Raw genomic sequence first — 13991 nt, forward strand, 5'->3', positions numbered from 1 at the left:
GTGAGCGCCATCTCTGACTAGGCGTGCGGATCCGGCAATTGTTAGCTGTACGAGCGGGAAGAGCAAAAGTCGTGCGCGGGCATGGCTACTTTGCGTATTGAGGCTCTGGCCTACGGCGGGGCCTCGCATTGCGATCTGACGAGATGACTGGCCGCCACGCGACCCAAAGGGCTTACCTATCGAGGTGGCAAGGGGGATTCGGGATGAGGTAAAGGCGAAAGTTCAGAACCTCATCTCGGCAGAGAGATTAGAAAAATAGAGGAGCGTACTGCGGGGGGAGTGCGTTTCTTTTGTCCGAACCCCCTGCGTATCCAACATGATTTTCCTGGCGTCTCTTTCCTTTGCGTCATTCAGAACCTTGCAGTTGTGCTCAGCAGCAAGCACAGCCATCGCCTATTGACTGCCATGGTCGCATCACAGCAGGCGCCGTCTCAGCAAGCCGATGCGGACGGCCTGTTGAGACGGCGACAAACCACGCAGATGTCAATACGGTGACACGGCGGAGCTAGAAGGTAATCTTGGCCGCAAGTTGAATCTCACGCGATATGCGTTGGAACGACGTGGGAGAACCCGCCGAGGAAATGGTTCCGTAGGCTGAGCCGGGAGTGATATTGGGCACTAGCGTAGTGCTGCCCGCGGCAGGCGTAGGGGCGGTTGCGTTCGGATTGTTGAACTGCGGTGTATTGAAGAGGTTGAAGAACTCTGCACGCAGTTGCAGGGTCTTTGATGTAGTTAAGTGGGTGTTCTTGAAGACGGAGAAGTCCACATTCTTCGTCCCCGGGCCCTGAAGGATATTGCGTCCGGAGTCTCCCCACTGCCCGGTAACAAGCGGAGAGCTCGCGGGAGAGAGTGGAATGCTGACAAAGGCAGAGGTGTTAAACCATTCCGAGATTGAGCGCTTGCCAGGAGGCAAAGATCCATTGCCATTACCGGGAACCAGTTGCGCGCGTGGCGTAAGACCATCACCCACTCCGCTCGATGAGGTAACGGAGAATGGCAAGCCGTCGGAATAATTCAGAATGGTGTTCAGTTGCCATCCCCGAACAAAATAACTCAGAGTTCCCGCTCCCTTAAACGGAAGTTCATAGCTCGCGCTGGCCACAAACCGATTCGGAATGTTCAAATCTGAATCACCGTAGTCGGCATGGAGATTGTAGGGATTCAAGACGCTGCCTGGGCTGCCGGTTCCTTCGTCGAGAGAGTGACTATAGGAGTAAGAGGCAAGAAATCCCAAGCCATGTGCGCGCCGCTCGACCGAAAGTTGCAGAGCGTTGTAATTAGAGATCTGCCTGGTCTGCAGTTGGTTGATCTGCGAGAAGTACGGATACGGCCGGCTATTGGTCACGAGGGTTGTGCCTGGCGAACCCGCATTGATATCTACCAGATTGTCCAGGTGGACACCGCCTGTTCCCACATAAGCAACCTTGAGCACGGTGGAGTAGGGGATCTGGCGCTCAATGCTTGCGTGCCACTGCTCGCTATAAGGAGTCTTGGCATTCGGATCGGTGGCTAAGAGCGGCAACCCAATGGGCAACGCGCTGGCGGAAGTAACGGTGGTATGAACAAAACCATTCGAAGCAAAGTTGAAAGAACTTCCGTTAGGGGCGTTGGCTCCATAGGTTGTCGAGTTGTTAAAAGCCCAGTAGTCTTCTCCGGGAGCGTTGACCGACATACCAGACGAATTCGCGACGTTCGGGGCCGAATAGTAAATTCCGTATCCTGCGTGGAAGACAGTCTTGTCGGTTAACTTATAGGCGAAGCCCACACGAGGTGCGAAGTTGAACTTGTTATCTTTGACACCACTTCTCGGAATGCCTTGGGTTCCAACCTGCTCCAAAGAAGTTGTCGAGATTGAGGGATCAAATGCATACATTCGGTTGTCGACTTCGGTCCACGGCCAGCCAAGGAAGTTCTCGTAGCGAAGACCGAGGTTCACCGTGAGCCTATTGTTGACCTTGTAGTTATCTTGTACGTAAAAAGCCAAGTCACTCTGCCGGAAGCCCCGGGTACCGTGCTGGTACGCGTATGTTCCACTCACTGGCGCTCCGAAGAGCAGATCGGTCCAGGCCAGCCCGCTGTAAGACGTGCCGAAGGACATGGTGCCGTGCTCCGCTGAGGTCTGAAACATGTCGTACTGAAGTCGGACAAATTCACCACCAATATCAAGCGAGTGCTTGCCAAGTACAAGATTGAAGTTGTCGTCAAACTGATAATTGTTGGTTCCGATCTGCGTTGGGCTGTTCGCTGCATCTCCGAGTGCTGTGTTGCCTGCAAACGTGAGAACCGGAAGTCCATCGGAGAGTGGATCGCCCGGAACCTCAACGCCTGGAATGCCAAGTTGCGTGGGAAGGTTCAATCCAGCGTCCTTGTTCGTGGCGATCACAAAAAACCGAGACCAGCCGAAGCGGACCGTGTTAAGCCTTGTTGGCGAAAAGATGTGGGTCTCACCGAGGACGGCCTGATAAGCCGGATCTTGTGCGGGACCACTGATAACGTCGCCCACCAGAGGCCCAGGCAGAACGCCGGGAGAGACGATTGTGTCATGAGCCTGGCTATAACGCAGGAAGCCGCTATCGCGCGCTGTGATCTGATGATCAACTCTCACGTCAAATGCGTTCTCGACTAACGTCTTTACGGGGTTATAAAGCAGGTTAATGGCGGTCGTCGTACCCGCTATGTTGGGCGGCGCGTATTTCTGATAAAAATTCAGGATGTTCGCGCCCGTTGGGTTGATGCTCGGGTCGCTCAAAGGAATGAAATTATTGGCGTAGGCGGCTCCTGTCCTGGGGTTCTTGATCTTTTGCGCATAGGCGGAGAAGTCGTAGCCGGTGCTGGTCAAATTGAAATCCGGTACCGTATCCACGTCGGTAAATCCCTGAACAAGTCGCTGGCCGGAATAGTCAACAAAGAAGAAGGTCTTTGGATTGGCTTGTCTGAAAAAAAGTGGACCGCCAAAAGTACCACCAAACTCGTTCAGGCGGAGAGGTGGTTTGCCTGCGGTGTCGAAATAGTTTCTGGCATCAAGAGCGGAGTTGCGAAGAAACTCGAAGACCTCGCCGTGATAGTGGTCCGTGCCGGACTTGTAAACCAGATTGATCGTGCCACCGTTTCCGCGTCCATAGCGCGCGTCGGCATCTGTAGTCTCTTCCGAAAACTCTTGAATCGCGTCAATGGGCGGGAAGATGATCACACCGAGCCCATTGTGATTTTCGTTGTCACCAATGCCATCCAAGAGCAGACGGTTCTCCTGATAACGAAGGCCAGCGAAAGCATACGATGAAGGTCCGCGCTGTTGCACATAAGGAACATTGGCCAGCTGGGTTTGCGCCGGTACGACACCGGCGCCCAGCCCCAGCAGTTCCGTAAAGTTGCGGCCATTGAGAGGCAGATCCTTGACAGCTTGCTCGGTGCGAAGGTTGCCAACGCTCGAACTCTCTGTATCGAGCAGTTGCCCCGCAGCCTGCACCTCGATCGTTTCCTCAGCTGCTCCCACGGCCAATACGATATCGGCATTGGCACGCTGGCCGACCTCCAACCTGACGTGGTCAACCACCTTGCTGAAGCCTGGAGCTTTGACTTCTACGTTATAGTCGCCAGGATGCAACGGCGGCGAGACATAAATTCCTTGCGAATCGGAAGGGGTATTGCTCTTCAGGCCGGTACTGGTATTCAGCACAACCACCTGAGCATTCGGAATTGACGCGCCCGTGTTGTCCTTGATGACACCCGTGATCACTCCAGTTTCGACAATCTGCGAGTGCAGAGTCGCAACGAAGACGAGGAAGAATACAACGGCCAACAGCCGCGAAAGCTCTTGCTTAACTTGAGTGCGAAATACGAAATATACAGCAGACATACCGATCTCCAAAAATGCGAAATATTTTGCTCGCACAGGAAAATGGCCCGCGACAAGTTGTCGTGGGCCATTGCAATGCGTGCTCGAGCACACACTGCCGCTAAATAGGAACGATGCACTTGTTCACGACGCAAAGCGCACCAACTTTTGGGAAAAAGGTTGGACAACAACAAGTCGGGCCCAGAATAGTTGCATCGTTGATCGTTCGCGCGTATGCACTCGTGTTCATTGAACTCCGCTCCATATGGGATATTGATTCTCGCGGCAGGCCTAAGGCCGTACGTTCAGGGGTTGACCGCCGATTGGAGACCGTGGGGACAAGCTGGCAATTTAATTTTTGAGGGAACGGAACCCGGCGTTACAAAGCCTGCTGGGGCAGGCTATGACCATCTTTAATAGCGCGAGGAAATACGCAGGGTCAACAATACGAGCAACAAGGTGTTGGCTCGGAAGCAAGCCTTCGGCTTGCCATCATCTGAATTGACGCTGACATATATCCCATTAGGACATAATTACAGGAACGTGTCAAAACGATTGAACGGTTCTCGCTTTACTTTGCAAAGATGGCAACAGAGAAGATTGCCAGGCTTCTATAGGGGTAGAAGTTACGCCGTCGATTTATCGGTCATCTGCATTGGAGTCGGCGTAAGCACTGATACGCTGCAAATTCAATGTCAGCCTGGGGCCCAATATATTGAGTTCTCGCGCGTGATCAATCGAGAGTTTTTTCAACGCTTTCTTGCCTTTTGGCGTGATTTGCAGCGATACCCGCCGTAGATCGTCCGCGTCCGGTGCTCGCAACAAGAATCCTTCGCGCACTGAGCGATTTACCAGTTGAACCACACTGTTATGACGTAGCTTGAGTCGTTTTGCAGCGTATGCAATCGTTACTGGCGTACCCTCTCGCGCGCCTGCAACCTGAAGCAAAAGCTGATGCTGTTGTGGCTGCAGACCGGTTGCAATGGCGGCTTCTTCACTGAAATGTAAGAACTTTCTCAGTTCAAAGCGAAACTCTGCCAGACTCTCAAGGAGAGTATTTGGATGGGCCGAGGATGGTTTGGTAGCCACACGCCCATCGTATAAAGATATTAAGTAAAGATACAAATCTGAAGATACGACGCTGATTTGTCCACGCGTGCCTGCGAGCCATTCAGGCTGCTCGGGGCGTTGCGCCAGTCGGTCGTTTCGAAAATGTCATTGGTCAAAATGGTCGACCAATAAACGCAACATGAAGGATACTTCGCCTCTTCGATGCTTCGAGATGTGTAGACCGAGAGCGACTGGGTGGACAATATCGGCTCTTGCTTTACCAGACGCTCGTATAGCGCAATCGCGCTCCCAAGCCTGGAGAGCAAAGGTAGCGCGAACTTTCGCCATTCTTGTCCAAGTTTCCTTCACTGGTTGAAAAGAGTAGATAGTCCTTCGTTTGCTTCTGCGTCGGCATCATCACTTCCGATGTGACACGCACCGGATCAAATTCATCACTGTGGCACAACGGATAACTGTTCGACTAAAGGCAAGAGAGGGTCTCCTATTCCTCATGAAATGGAGGTCCCACGGCTGTTGGGCTTTGAGAGTCCAAGGTGCGTGAAGAGCGTCAGGCAACAACAGGCGGAACGCATCGAATTCAGAATTCGCTTGTCTTGAGCTCTCTCCCCAGGTGCAACTTAGCAATCCAACACGAATCCTCACCGCAGGTGTGAATACTTTCTGCGTGAAGACGGAGGGCCATAAGGAATCGCGAGAAATTCTCTATCTACCGCAAACCGACCGACGATTTTGGCCGCTCGAGAGTCTCTTCGAGAGAGCTACTTCGAAGCTTTACTAGGGGCAATCTTTGGCAGCGGGCGCCCCTTGAAGTACTCGACGTCGCCGGAGTAGGCATTTTTCACGCTATAGAGACCAGTCTGCAATTTCTCAACTTGCATGGGTTGCGGATTCGACCGGCTGAAACCCGGATTGAATGTCATGATGCCTCCTCCATCAATACCTTAGTTATTGTGCCCGACCAGCTCACGCTGGCAGTAATAGCCAGTTCTAAAAGATTGGATGCTGTGCCTTCCTCTACTGACCACCCAGTTATTCGAGGGACGGATCCGTCTCCAAGGATAAGGACGGCGCAGAATTCGACCCGAACCGTCGGATAGGCAAGTGCAAGAAGACACGAAGCCATTGATTCATCGCGCAAAAATCGGCGCGACTTCCGACAGGACCGGTTTCTCATTGAGAAAAACGGATGAAGCTATGTTGCACCCCAACATGCACTTCAACCTTGCAAACCATTTGCCCCTTGCGGCGAACTGCAAGCCTGGTTCACTTCCTTCGGAAATGAACCGAGTGCAGAACTTTCCGGTGGTGTGAAGCCATCGAAAGTATGGGCGAATTCTACAACCTATGGCCGTTCTAAATGGTCTTCTCAAGATTCAAGACCAGATTGGTTCGCGTATTGCCATTTGGCTCAGTGACTTGCAGCTTGAGCAGGCATATTTTGTCATGCGTGGCCAAGTTATGGTTCAATTTGTCATGCGTGGCCAGGATATGCTGAAATTCTGGCGCGCCACCAATTGCGGTGGTGCTGAAAACAAAGCACTTGCGGTGGCCAAATTATGCTTCAATCGGCCAAATTATGCCTAAACCGACACTCTTTCTCCAGAGGAACGTTGATTGCAGGCAGAAGCCCATCTACCTCACTGCCTCGCGACGAAGGCGCGTACCTCACCGCTGCCCGGAGTGGAAACGCCGCCACATTCTCCTCGCTTATGCCCCATGCTGGCGTGAGGCTTCGGGGTCTTCAGGTGACGCCGGTAAGCGGTTCGCCTGAATCAATGAGGCGTTCTGGGCAGAACAATGTCTCTCGAGACACAAAGATTTTGTACCCCTTACCAGGGAGATGGATCCTAAGGAATCCCTCCCCGTATGAAGGCATGGCGGCCAAGAGAGTCCTACTGCGGACATTCAGATCTCGCGCCACTTGAGACAATCCAACATAACCGCCCTTGAATCGCTCGATCTCCGATGTAGAAAGAAAATGCAAACCGTGACTCCCTCGAACGGCGGCCTCGACTAAATGCCCCGAACGAATCAGATTGCGGATTACTTCAACTGTGCATCCGAGGAAATCAGCTGCTGTCCCGTGTGTCCACATGCCAATAGGAACCGTCGCTACGTGTTTCGCGGGATGATATGGCACAAGGTCCTGTCGTAAGACTGCGTATTCGCTGAGCTTGCCGTTGGCACTCCGCGGCTGAAATACCGGGATTTTGCCCGCGAATATAGCTTGGATTACATCCACGATTCCCCGACGGCCTACAAACAACCTTGTCGCCTCTCGCAAAGAGATCAAGTTCGACTTTGACAAGTCGACGGACTGAGAGGCGAGTTCCCGAAATCGTTTGACTAGCCCCTGAACTTCATCACGCCGAAAGCGCAATTTTTTACCGCCAGCAAACGAATCCATGCTTTCGCAACTTAGGAGCCCACTGCGACGAAACTCAACAAGTGTCTGAGCCGAGAATCCTAGCTGACACTGCGCCTGTTTGGTGGGACACAACATGGCCTGATCGTGATGGTATTTCCGCGCCCAAGCTTCAACAGATGACCGCTCCATCCACAGAACTCTCTTTCCGGGATGATCCGGACAAGAAGGAGCGTCGATTTTGCCACGCGAAAGCGCATCTCTGATGAGCTTTGCGGAGACGCCAAACAGTTTGGCAGCCTGCGTTGCCGTGATCAAACTTTGCATTGTGCATCCGGAGCGCGCTAGGTGTGACTGGGGTCGAATTGGCTCCGTCCAGTAACTGCTAATGAACGATTCGTATTCCTTCCGCAGGAAGCTGAAACGCGGATCGTTGATCAGCTTCAGCCAAGCGTGATAGTTCTTCCCGAACATATCTTTGTGCGGATTAGATTGAAGTCCAGGTCTTCGTTCATAGAGCATCCTGAATAACTGATGTAAGCCTGTCGGCCACTTATCCAAACACCTGCCTGCCGAATCCGTAATCTTCAGAGCCTCCTGGAGATTGGTTGAATGGAGTTCTCTCATCGAAGAACCTGCGGCAGTAGACAGGCAGCCCATGAACAGTAGCCAATGCGCTAGCAAATTTAGATCAAGGGCAGCTACGTGTTTCCCGACAACGTGAAGCGAAACCATCGAACGTGGATCTTTACAGAGATAGACAGCCGACAACATCTCGCTAAGGATCAAGGAGTACTCAGAAGCGGCCCGGCAATCTGCCTCTTCGAGGTCTGCTCCGCAGCGACACCTGGATACAGACTTGCGGTTCCAGCAGATTCGGCTCTTGCATTTTGAGCAAGTATCCACCATCTCTACCCGGTGTATATGGCACGAAGTATAAAGCGTCAAGTCCCAGAGACGATGACAGAACTCTTGGTTCCGAAGACACATTGGGCAGATACGAGGTGAGCTGAGGCATAGCCGATCAGCGGAAAGCAAGTGATCCCCAAACTGACGCTTTGAAAATCGTCCACTGCGGACATGGCGGTACGAGAGCGCTTTCCATTCCGCTTCGGATAGGCGAAACCAGTGTGCGCTTCGCGCCTCGACATCCCGAATCTCTGCAGTAGAGTCTTGTGGTGTAGCCTGTCGGACAATCGTTCTGTATGGGTATGCGAACGTTCCTGCAACACGGAGAAAATATCCGTTGAAACTTTCGTGGTCAATGAAAACAGTTTTGACTAGAAGCTTGTTCATCGTTCTACTCCCTCTCGGATTGCTTCCCCAGAAGCAGATTCGTCCGAGACGAGCTCCATCGAAGGATGAAAGCACTTGGTGACTAGGCGTCCAGTACTGACGGCATTGATGAGATGGGGCTTGAGGGCCTCAATTGAAATTGATAGCCTGCAGGTGCTAACTAGGCCTGCCAGTAGGTGGATGGCATCAAGAACAGTCGGCAGCTCCGGATACTCAGGCGTGTAGCCCATGCGTACGTGATTAGTGATCTTCCGATCATTCGCATGCCTCTGACACGCTTGCGCAATTAGCCGCGCGAGGAAGACAAGTGAATCATCTGCCGGACGGTAAGCAGCAGTCCGGAAATCAAATCCACATCTGCATAGATTAATGTCGCACCTGGAACGGAGGTTCAGGGAAGACTGGCATTTTGGACACTCGTCGAGCAGTTCGCATCTATGAACAGGACACGCAACGCAGAACAAAATGTCCCAGTAGATCGGCCAAATCATTTCGTTCAATAGACAAATCGAACATAAGCGCGGGCGAGCGGCGACCATAAATCGTCGTCTCAGCAGATCACGGCGATAGGAGGATGTCTTGTCTCTAGGAAGTGCTGACACTGAATTCGTATATTCCCATGCAAGATTTGACCATTCTTCCGGAGTGAGCCGTAGCTTGCTGGCTATCGCGGCCGTTTTATCGGATGACCACATCTCGTGTGCTTTCAGGCATAGCAAATGAGGAAGTATGTAGTAGCTGGATATGCCGTTGGCTTTGCCTACTCTGAGGAGATAGCCCCATGGGCTCTCCAATTCATGTGGCTCGACGCGGCGGATCACGCGAGTGCGTATCTTCAATGGGTTATTGGATAAAGTCATTTTGTCCTCGCACCTCGTTTTCTCCGTTGATCCCTTAGTGCGTGAAGCCCCAAGCTGGAGGTTAGCTTGATTGGTTCAGGAGTTATCGCTAAGTCAAACGGGTTCTGGGAGGACGGATGATCTTCCCAAATCTGATCGACGTAGGCGCGGGAGAGAAGGTCGAGAGTGATCACATGAGTCCCAAGTCGTTTCGCTGCTTTTACAGCTTCATCTAATATCTTCGACAGATAACCAATGACCCCATAACAAGCGCAGTAGCATCGTTGATGGACATCGGGATCTGAGAGGATGGTCAGGTCGTACGACGGCAGGTTCGCTTGAAATGCAATCAACAGTTTGGTGAATGAGGCCCTCTCGTCTGGCTTGTCCCAGTCAAATTGCCCAATCGTAAAGGGCGCGCTGAATAGTCTACGCAGTTGCTCATTCTGGCGGAGAAGTTCGAGGGATCGCTCAAGGCCAAAGAGAACCACAGAGACTTTTGTGTGCTTAATAAGACTTTTGAGCCAATCCGCAGCCTCATGAGCAATTGTTAGACTTCTGTTGTCTACAAAGTGATTGACCTCATCGAGCACTAGCACTCGAACTTTGCATGCAGCGAACAGTTCGTAGATTCGCAACGTTTTCTCGAGTGCTGTCCCATGACGGTAGAGGGGGTCCCCAAGATCATGGAGGATTTGATCGGCTAATTGCTTTACCGTCACTCCTGGCAGTAGCTCGACATAGAGAACAGGAACTATATCTCCCGAAACGGGACTCAACCGTGGGTGCTGTGCGCTAAAGTACTGTGCCAGCTGGGACTTGCCACGGCCGCTTTCTGCGACACATGCGCAACAGCTCGGATTGTTGCTTTCGGCGCCCTGCAAACATTCGCTGAGCCGCACCATTCCATATTCGAATTGGGGGTATTTGATTACAAGATCCTTTATGTGCTGGGTCGGTTGAGTCGTCGGCGCTGAACCTATCTCGGTTTTGCAATCAGAAGTATTCATAAGGCCCTCTCGAGTTAAGTGAGTTTGTCAACTTCGTAGGTGTCGGCTGACTCTGCACGAGCAGATGATGGCGCTGGATGGAAGGAGAGATCTGCATTCGACTTCGGGGACGACTTCATGAACGGTCTATTTGCGGACTTAATGAATAGGTCATCCGTAAATGTGATGTGGGGTTTCTTCAGCTTCAGCTTTTTTGCCAAGTTGGAGCAGATCGTCTCTCGCGCACGGCGCAGGGCCGCATTGTCGACACAGCCACTTGTTTCAATTCGGGCAAGTTTGAGAATCAGCTTTTGCTGATAGACCGATATGCCGGTGGAAAGCTCTGGGTAGGTTGCAGGCACGGCGATGTACGTTTTATGGACCGGGTGGATGACATGGATCCTGCCCAAATCATCGAAATCTATGACACGCTCAAGCGAAATCTTCTTTCCGAATTGGCACCTGAGATCCTGCAGTTCCGATGAGTTGTATTTAAGCTTCAGAAAATCCATACCGTAATGCCAAACACGACCGTAACGGTGTAGCCCTACAACACGGTCTAGGTCCACTCGAGCGGCAGGAAGAGGAACCGTCATCATTTTCATTCCCTCGGTCCAGCGATGGACTGGAATATAGCCTGGGGTGCCATGAACATCTTGATGATAGACATCAATGATCCAACGATGAATCTCTTCTTGCAGGGTTTGTAGGGTGATGACTGCAGTGGTTCGCGGGTTATAGTCTTTCAAGTCGATGTACTTCGATAGCGTTGTACCTGCTGCGGGGTGCATGTTTTGTTCGTTAAGGGTTCGTTGGAATCTTTCGATCGCGCCTTTGAAGGAACCCATTCGAGGTGGACCATACAGTAGGTCGAAGCCGAGGTCGCTGCTTACACGCATAACTTCGTCGGACAAGAAATCCTTCCCGTTGTCTGCGACGAGCAGACTCCACAGCCCGTAGCATGGCCATTCATTTTCGATCGTAGGATATTTTTCCTTGACATATGTCTTAGGCAAGATGGCGTTCTTGAACGCCCGCATGATGCTGCGCGTGGATGGGCCTCCATAGTCGATGCTGAATCCGATGCAGCATTTGCTATAGCGATCAAGAATCGATGTGATCCATGGGCGCCCTAACGGTAAACCTGTAGTCTCATCCACCACAATGCAATCAATAGGGGTGTGATCAATTTCGACCTGCTCGAGCGGTCTCGTTGTAGTCGGACCACGGCCTGTAGATCGATACTCAACGTCGGCGAATCTCTTGCCGTGTTGCATCACGGCAAGTTCATAGCGGGGGATCTTTGCAATCATGCGAGTGACCGTTTTCATGCAGGGTATCGGGAGTTGCCGAGAAGAATCACGATGCTTATTCAGCTCACTTAGCTCTGTTTTGACGGCATCGAGTACGTGCCTCGAAGTACGTTTTTCGCGACATGTCAGAACTTCAACTATCTTTGACCTTGCAACACGGAGAACCTCTGCGGGCAGTCTGGGAAGACGGTTTCCACGCTTCTCGTGTTTTGCAATAACGGCTCGAATGTCGCGTCCCCCCGCTATCCAACGGGAATAAGCAACGTGTAACTTCGAGGTACTAGGTGGGAACGGATCCTCAAACTCAGCGGCAGCAGCGTCAATGAATTGTTGAAGACTTTTTGGTGCCAACGACTGAATCGGCGCGCCGTTGTTTCTGTGACAGTCCAGACGGATAAGGTATTTCAAGACCCTTTCCGCTTTTTGGACTAAGTTTTCTGGGAAGGTTGCGAGAGAGCGCTTAAGTAAAATCTTGAGTCTTTGTGAAGTTTCAACCTCGTCTAATGCAGCAACTTCGAAGACTAACTCTCGATCTTGATATAGCCGTAAGAGGTCACTCTCAGGAAATGCAACCCATTCTCCGGTGAGAACATTGCGAACCTGCCACCTGTTGTCCTCGAGACGCGTGTGAATGATGAACGTCGCACCGCCCAGAGTGAACTTTTGATTTGGTGCAATCCCCGCTCGTGCCATCGGAATTCACCTCTCCTCAGCAGCATCGTTCGGCCAGTCCCGGTTGGGGAATGGACTCAGTGAGATCAAACTCTGGCTCTTAAAAGGGCTCGCCCAATCAAGATGGATTGAGCCCGCAAGAATGAGACGACAGATAACCCCGGGTTCAATGCAGGTTGCCTTCACGAGAGCTGCCAGTGGTGAAGGATCCTTGCCGTCGCGGAGGTATCGACGGACTGCTTCGAGATCATGACCGGATGCTTGTACTCGCCGAAAATTCAGGAGCTGGATGGCGATGCTCAGCCTTGGTTCAGCCTTAATTTGACTTTGCCGCCATACTCGATAGCTGATGCCGTAACCTGAGAGCAGAGTCGTGATTTTCTTGAACTTCGCAAGATCAGCAGCATCCGTCGCGCGATTGTCCGGCTTCACTTCGACAACATAGACCTTTCCATGCCGTACAAAGAGGATGTCGGGCGTGTAACTCACCCACTTATGATGCTGGTCGAAGTACCTCAAGTGGAAAGGCTGTTCGAGAATGAAATCAGCCCTTGAGCAGGCAATGATTACCTTCAAGGCGTTCACTTCGAGGTAAGACTCAGCTCCGAAGGATCGCAGCCCATCGAGATCCGCGACCAGGCCTCGTGCCCCCCGGTACGTTCGCACTGGAGCCCGAACCGGGCGCATCTGGGTGAGCTTCTCATAGCTAAAGGGTTCCATCGGGTCTGAAAAGACCAGTTGGCTTTTCCCTTTGTCCTGTGCCGTTATTTTTGGAATGAACATGGCGCAATCATGGGTGCGCGTTCAGGAAGGGTCAAGCTGTGGAAAAATCGAAAAAGGTAGAGTTTTCTATGGTTCCCCGTCGGAGACGTGCCCCTCCAAGCTGTGGAAAAATATTTCCTGAAACAGGAATTAAGAACCCTCTTTGGGAGGCCCTCGCGAGGTCTGGTGTCGTCGGAGTGCATCGTTCCCAACTGGGCAGCCGATGTGCGATCTGGACGGTCACCCTGCTGCGTGGGGCCCTGGGCTCGGGAGGACTGACATACGGCCATCAAGTCGTGCGATGATAGGGTTTCAGTGTGGTGGCGGTGCATGGGGCACAAGAAACCGGACCAACTCGGATTCTTTCAAGACGTCGGGGCAATGATTCGTCATCTGCGCCTAAACGCAAAGAGCCGTGTGATCGGGCAGGCAGAACTCGGAAGCGCAATGAAGACCACGCCCAATACCGTGTGTCGATGGGAAAATGGAACGTATAGACCCTCGTTCTTTGACATCAATGAATTAGCTACGTATTTCTGCGTTCCGATCAGCCAGTTCGTTCCAGGAGCCCAGTTCTCATCGGCGATGGGTGAGCTTATCGAGGCTGCATCATGCCTGAGCCCAGCGGCAATCCATGAGTTAATTCTGTTCGCCCGCTTTAGGCGCTCTATGGATGTTGATGCTTCGCAATCGAAGCTTTGCCGATCTATCTCCCACAGAGGTGCACAGCTAGACTCTGACACGCACAGCCAACTCGAACAACACGTCCCCTCCACAACCACCGAGATGGCTCTAGACCTCACCCACGTTTGATCGCTTGACAATCAGAATCGCCACGACCACGTGCTC

General features: G+C 52.2%; 9 protein-coding genes. 1 reads left to right on the forward strand and 8 read right to left on the reverse strand.

The window, feature by feature from the left end; genetic code table 11:
• Window positions 1–505: 505 nt before the first annotated feature.
• From GSQ91_RS03750 to GSQ91_RS03760, 3 genes are all read right to left on the reverse strand, one after another.
• Window positions 506–3856 carry a TonB-dependent receptor gene (locus GSQ91_RS03750; protein WP_158819910.1) on the reverse strand — a complete coding sequence of 1117 codons (3351 nt, stop codon included), beginning with the start codon at window positions 3854–3856 and terminating at the stop codon, window positions 506–508.
• 618 nt (window positions 3857–4474) lie between these two features.
• Window positions 4475–4924 carry a MarR family transcriptional regulator gene (locus GSQ91_RS03755; RefSeq protein ID WP_158819911.1) on the reverse strand — a complete coding sequence of 150 codons (450 nt, stop codon included), beginning with the start codon at window positions 4922–4924 and terminating at the stop codon, window positions 4475–4477.
• Between the two features lie 740 nt (window positions 4925–5664).
• Entirely contained in the window at window positions 5665–5826 is a 162-nt protein-coding gene (locus GSQ91_RS03760; protein ID WP_158819912.1) for a hypothetical protein, read from the reverse strand.
• 424 nt (window positions 5827–6250) lie between these two features.
• Between GSQ91_RS03760 and GSQ91_RS03765 the strand changes: the two genes are divergently transcribed.
• Complete coding sequence (locus tag GSQ91_RS03765) at window positions 6251–6490, forward strand: hypothetical protein (protein ID WP_158819913.1); 240 nt, start codon at window positions 6251–6253, stop codon at window positions 6488–6490.
• Window positions 6491–6647: 157 nt separating this feature from the next.
• On the opposite strand, the gene GSQ91_RS26165 is transcribed toward GSQ91_RS03765, so the two are convergent.
• The 5 genes from GSQ91_RS26165 to GSQ91_RS03790 are packed head-to-tail and all read right to left on the reverse strand — an operon-like array spanning window position 6648 to window position 13163.
• Entirely contained in the window at window positions 6648–8567 is a 1920-nt protein-coding gene (locus GSQ91_RS26165) for a TniQ family protein (RefSeq protein WP_158819914.1), read from the reverse strand.
• On the reverse strand, window positions 8564–9427 hold the full coding sequence (locus GSQ91_RS26170) for a TniQ family protein (RefSeq protein WP_158819915.1): 864 nt from the start codon (window positions 9425–9427) through the stop codon (window positions 8564–8566). Before GSQ91_RS26170 ends, GSQ91_RS26165 begins: the two co-directional genes overlap by 4 nt.
• Complete coding sequence (locus GSQ91_RS03780; RefSeq protein ID WP_158819916.1) at window positions 9424–10416, reverse strand: TniB family NTP-binding protein; 993 nt, start codon at window positions 10414–10416, stop codon at window positions 9424–9426. The genes GSQ91_RS26170 and GSQ91_RS03780 overlap by 4 nt, the downstream gene beginning before the upstream one ends.
• Before the next feature lie 14 nt (window positions 10417–10430).
• Complete coding sequence (locus tag GSQ91_RS03785) at window positions 10431–12401, reverse strand: DDE-type integrase/transposase/recombinase (protein WP_158819917.1); 1971 nt, start codon at window positions 12399–12401, stop codon at window positions 10431–10433.
• A 6-nt stretch (window positions 12402–12407) separates the two neighbouring features.
• On the reverse strand, window positions 12408–13163 hold the full coding sequence (locus GSQ91_RS03790; protein WP_158819918.1) for a TnsA endonuclease N-terminal domain-containing protein: 756 nt from the start codon (window positions 13161–13163) through the stop codon (window positions 12408–12410).
• Between the last annotated feature and the right edge of the window lie 828 nt (window positions 13164–13991).

Origin of the sequence: Granulicella sp. S156 (genome assembly GCF_009766105.1) — a bacterium.
Classification (GTDB): domain Bacteria; phylum Acidobacteriota; class Terriglobia; order Terriglobales; family Acidobacteriaceae; genus Granulicella.

What these genes read in the sequence shown, in the direction of transcription:
- GSQ91_RS03750 (WP_158819910.1), bottom strand. Translation starts at nt 3,856, where the DNA reads ATGTCTGCTGTATATTTCGTATTTCGCACTCAAGTTAAGCAAGAGCTT.
- GSQ91_RS03760 (WP_158819912.1), bottom strand. Translation starts at nt 5,826, where the DNA reads ATGACATTCAATCCGGGTTTCAGCCGGTCGAATCCGCAACCCATGCAA.
- GSQ91_RS03765 (WP_158819913.1), top strand. Translation starts at nt 6,251, where the DNA reads ATGGCCGTTCTAAATGGTCTTCTCAAGATTCAAGACCAGATTGGTTCG.
- GSQ91_RS26165 (WP_158819914.1), bottom strand. Translation starts at nt 8,567, where the DNA reads ATGAACAAGCTTCTAGTCAAAACTGTTTTCATTGACCACGAAAGTTTC.
- GSQ91_RS26170 (WP_158819915.1), bottom strand. Translation starts at nt 9,427, where the DNA reads ATGACTTTATCCAATAACCCATTGAAGATACGCACTCGCGTGATCCGC.
- GSQ91_RS03780 (WP_158819916.1), bottom strand. Translation starts at nt 10,416, where the DNA reads ATGAATACTTCTGATTGCAAAACCGAGATAGGTTCAGCGCCGACGACT.
- GSQ91_RS03785 (WP_158819917.1), bottom strand. Translation starts at nt 12,401, where the DNA reads ATGGCACGAGCGGGGATTGCACCAAATCAAAAGTTCACTCTGGGCGGT.
- GSQ91_RS03790 (WP_158819918.1), bottom strand. Translation starts at nt 13,163, where the DNA reads ATGTTCATTCCAAAAATAACGGCACAGGACAAAGGGAAAAGCCAACTG.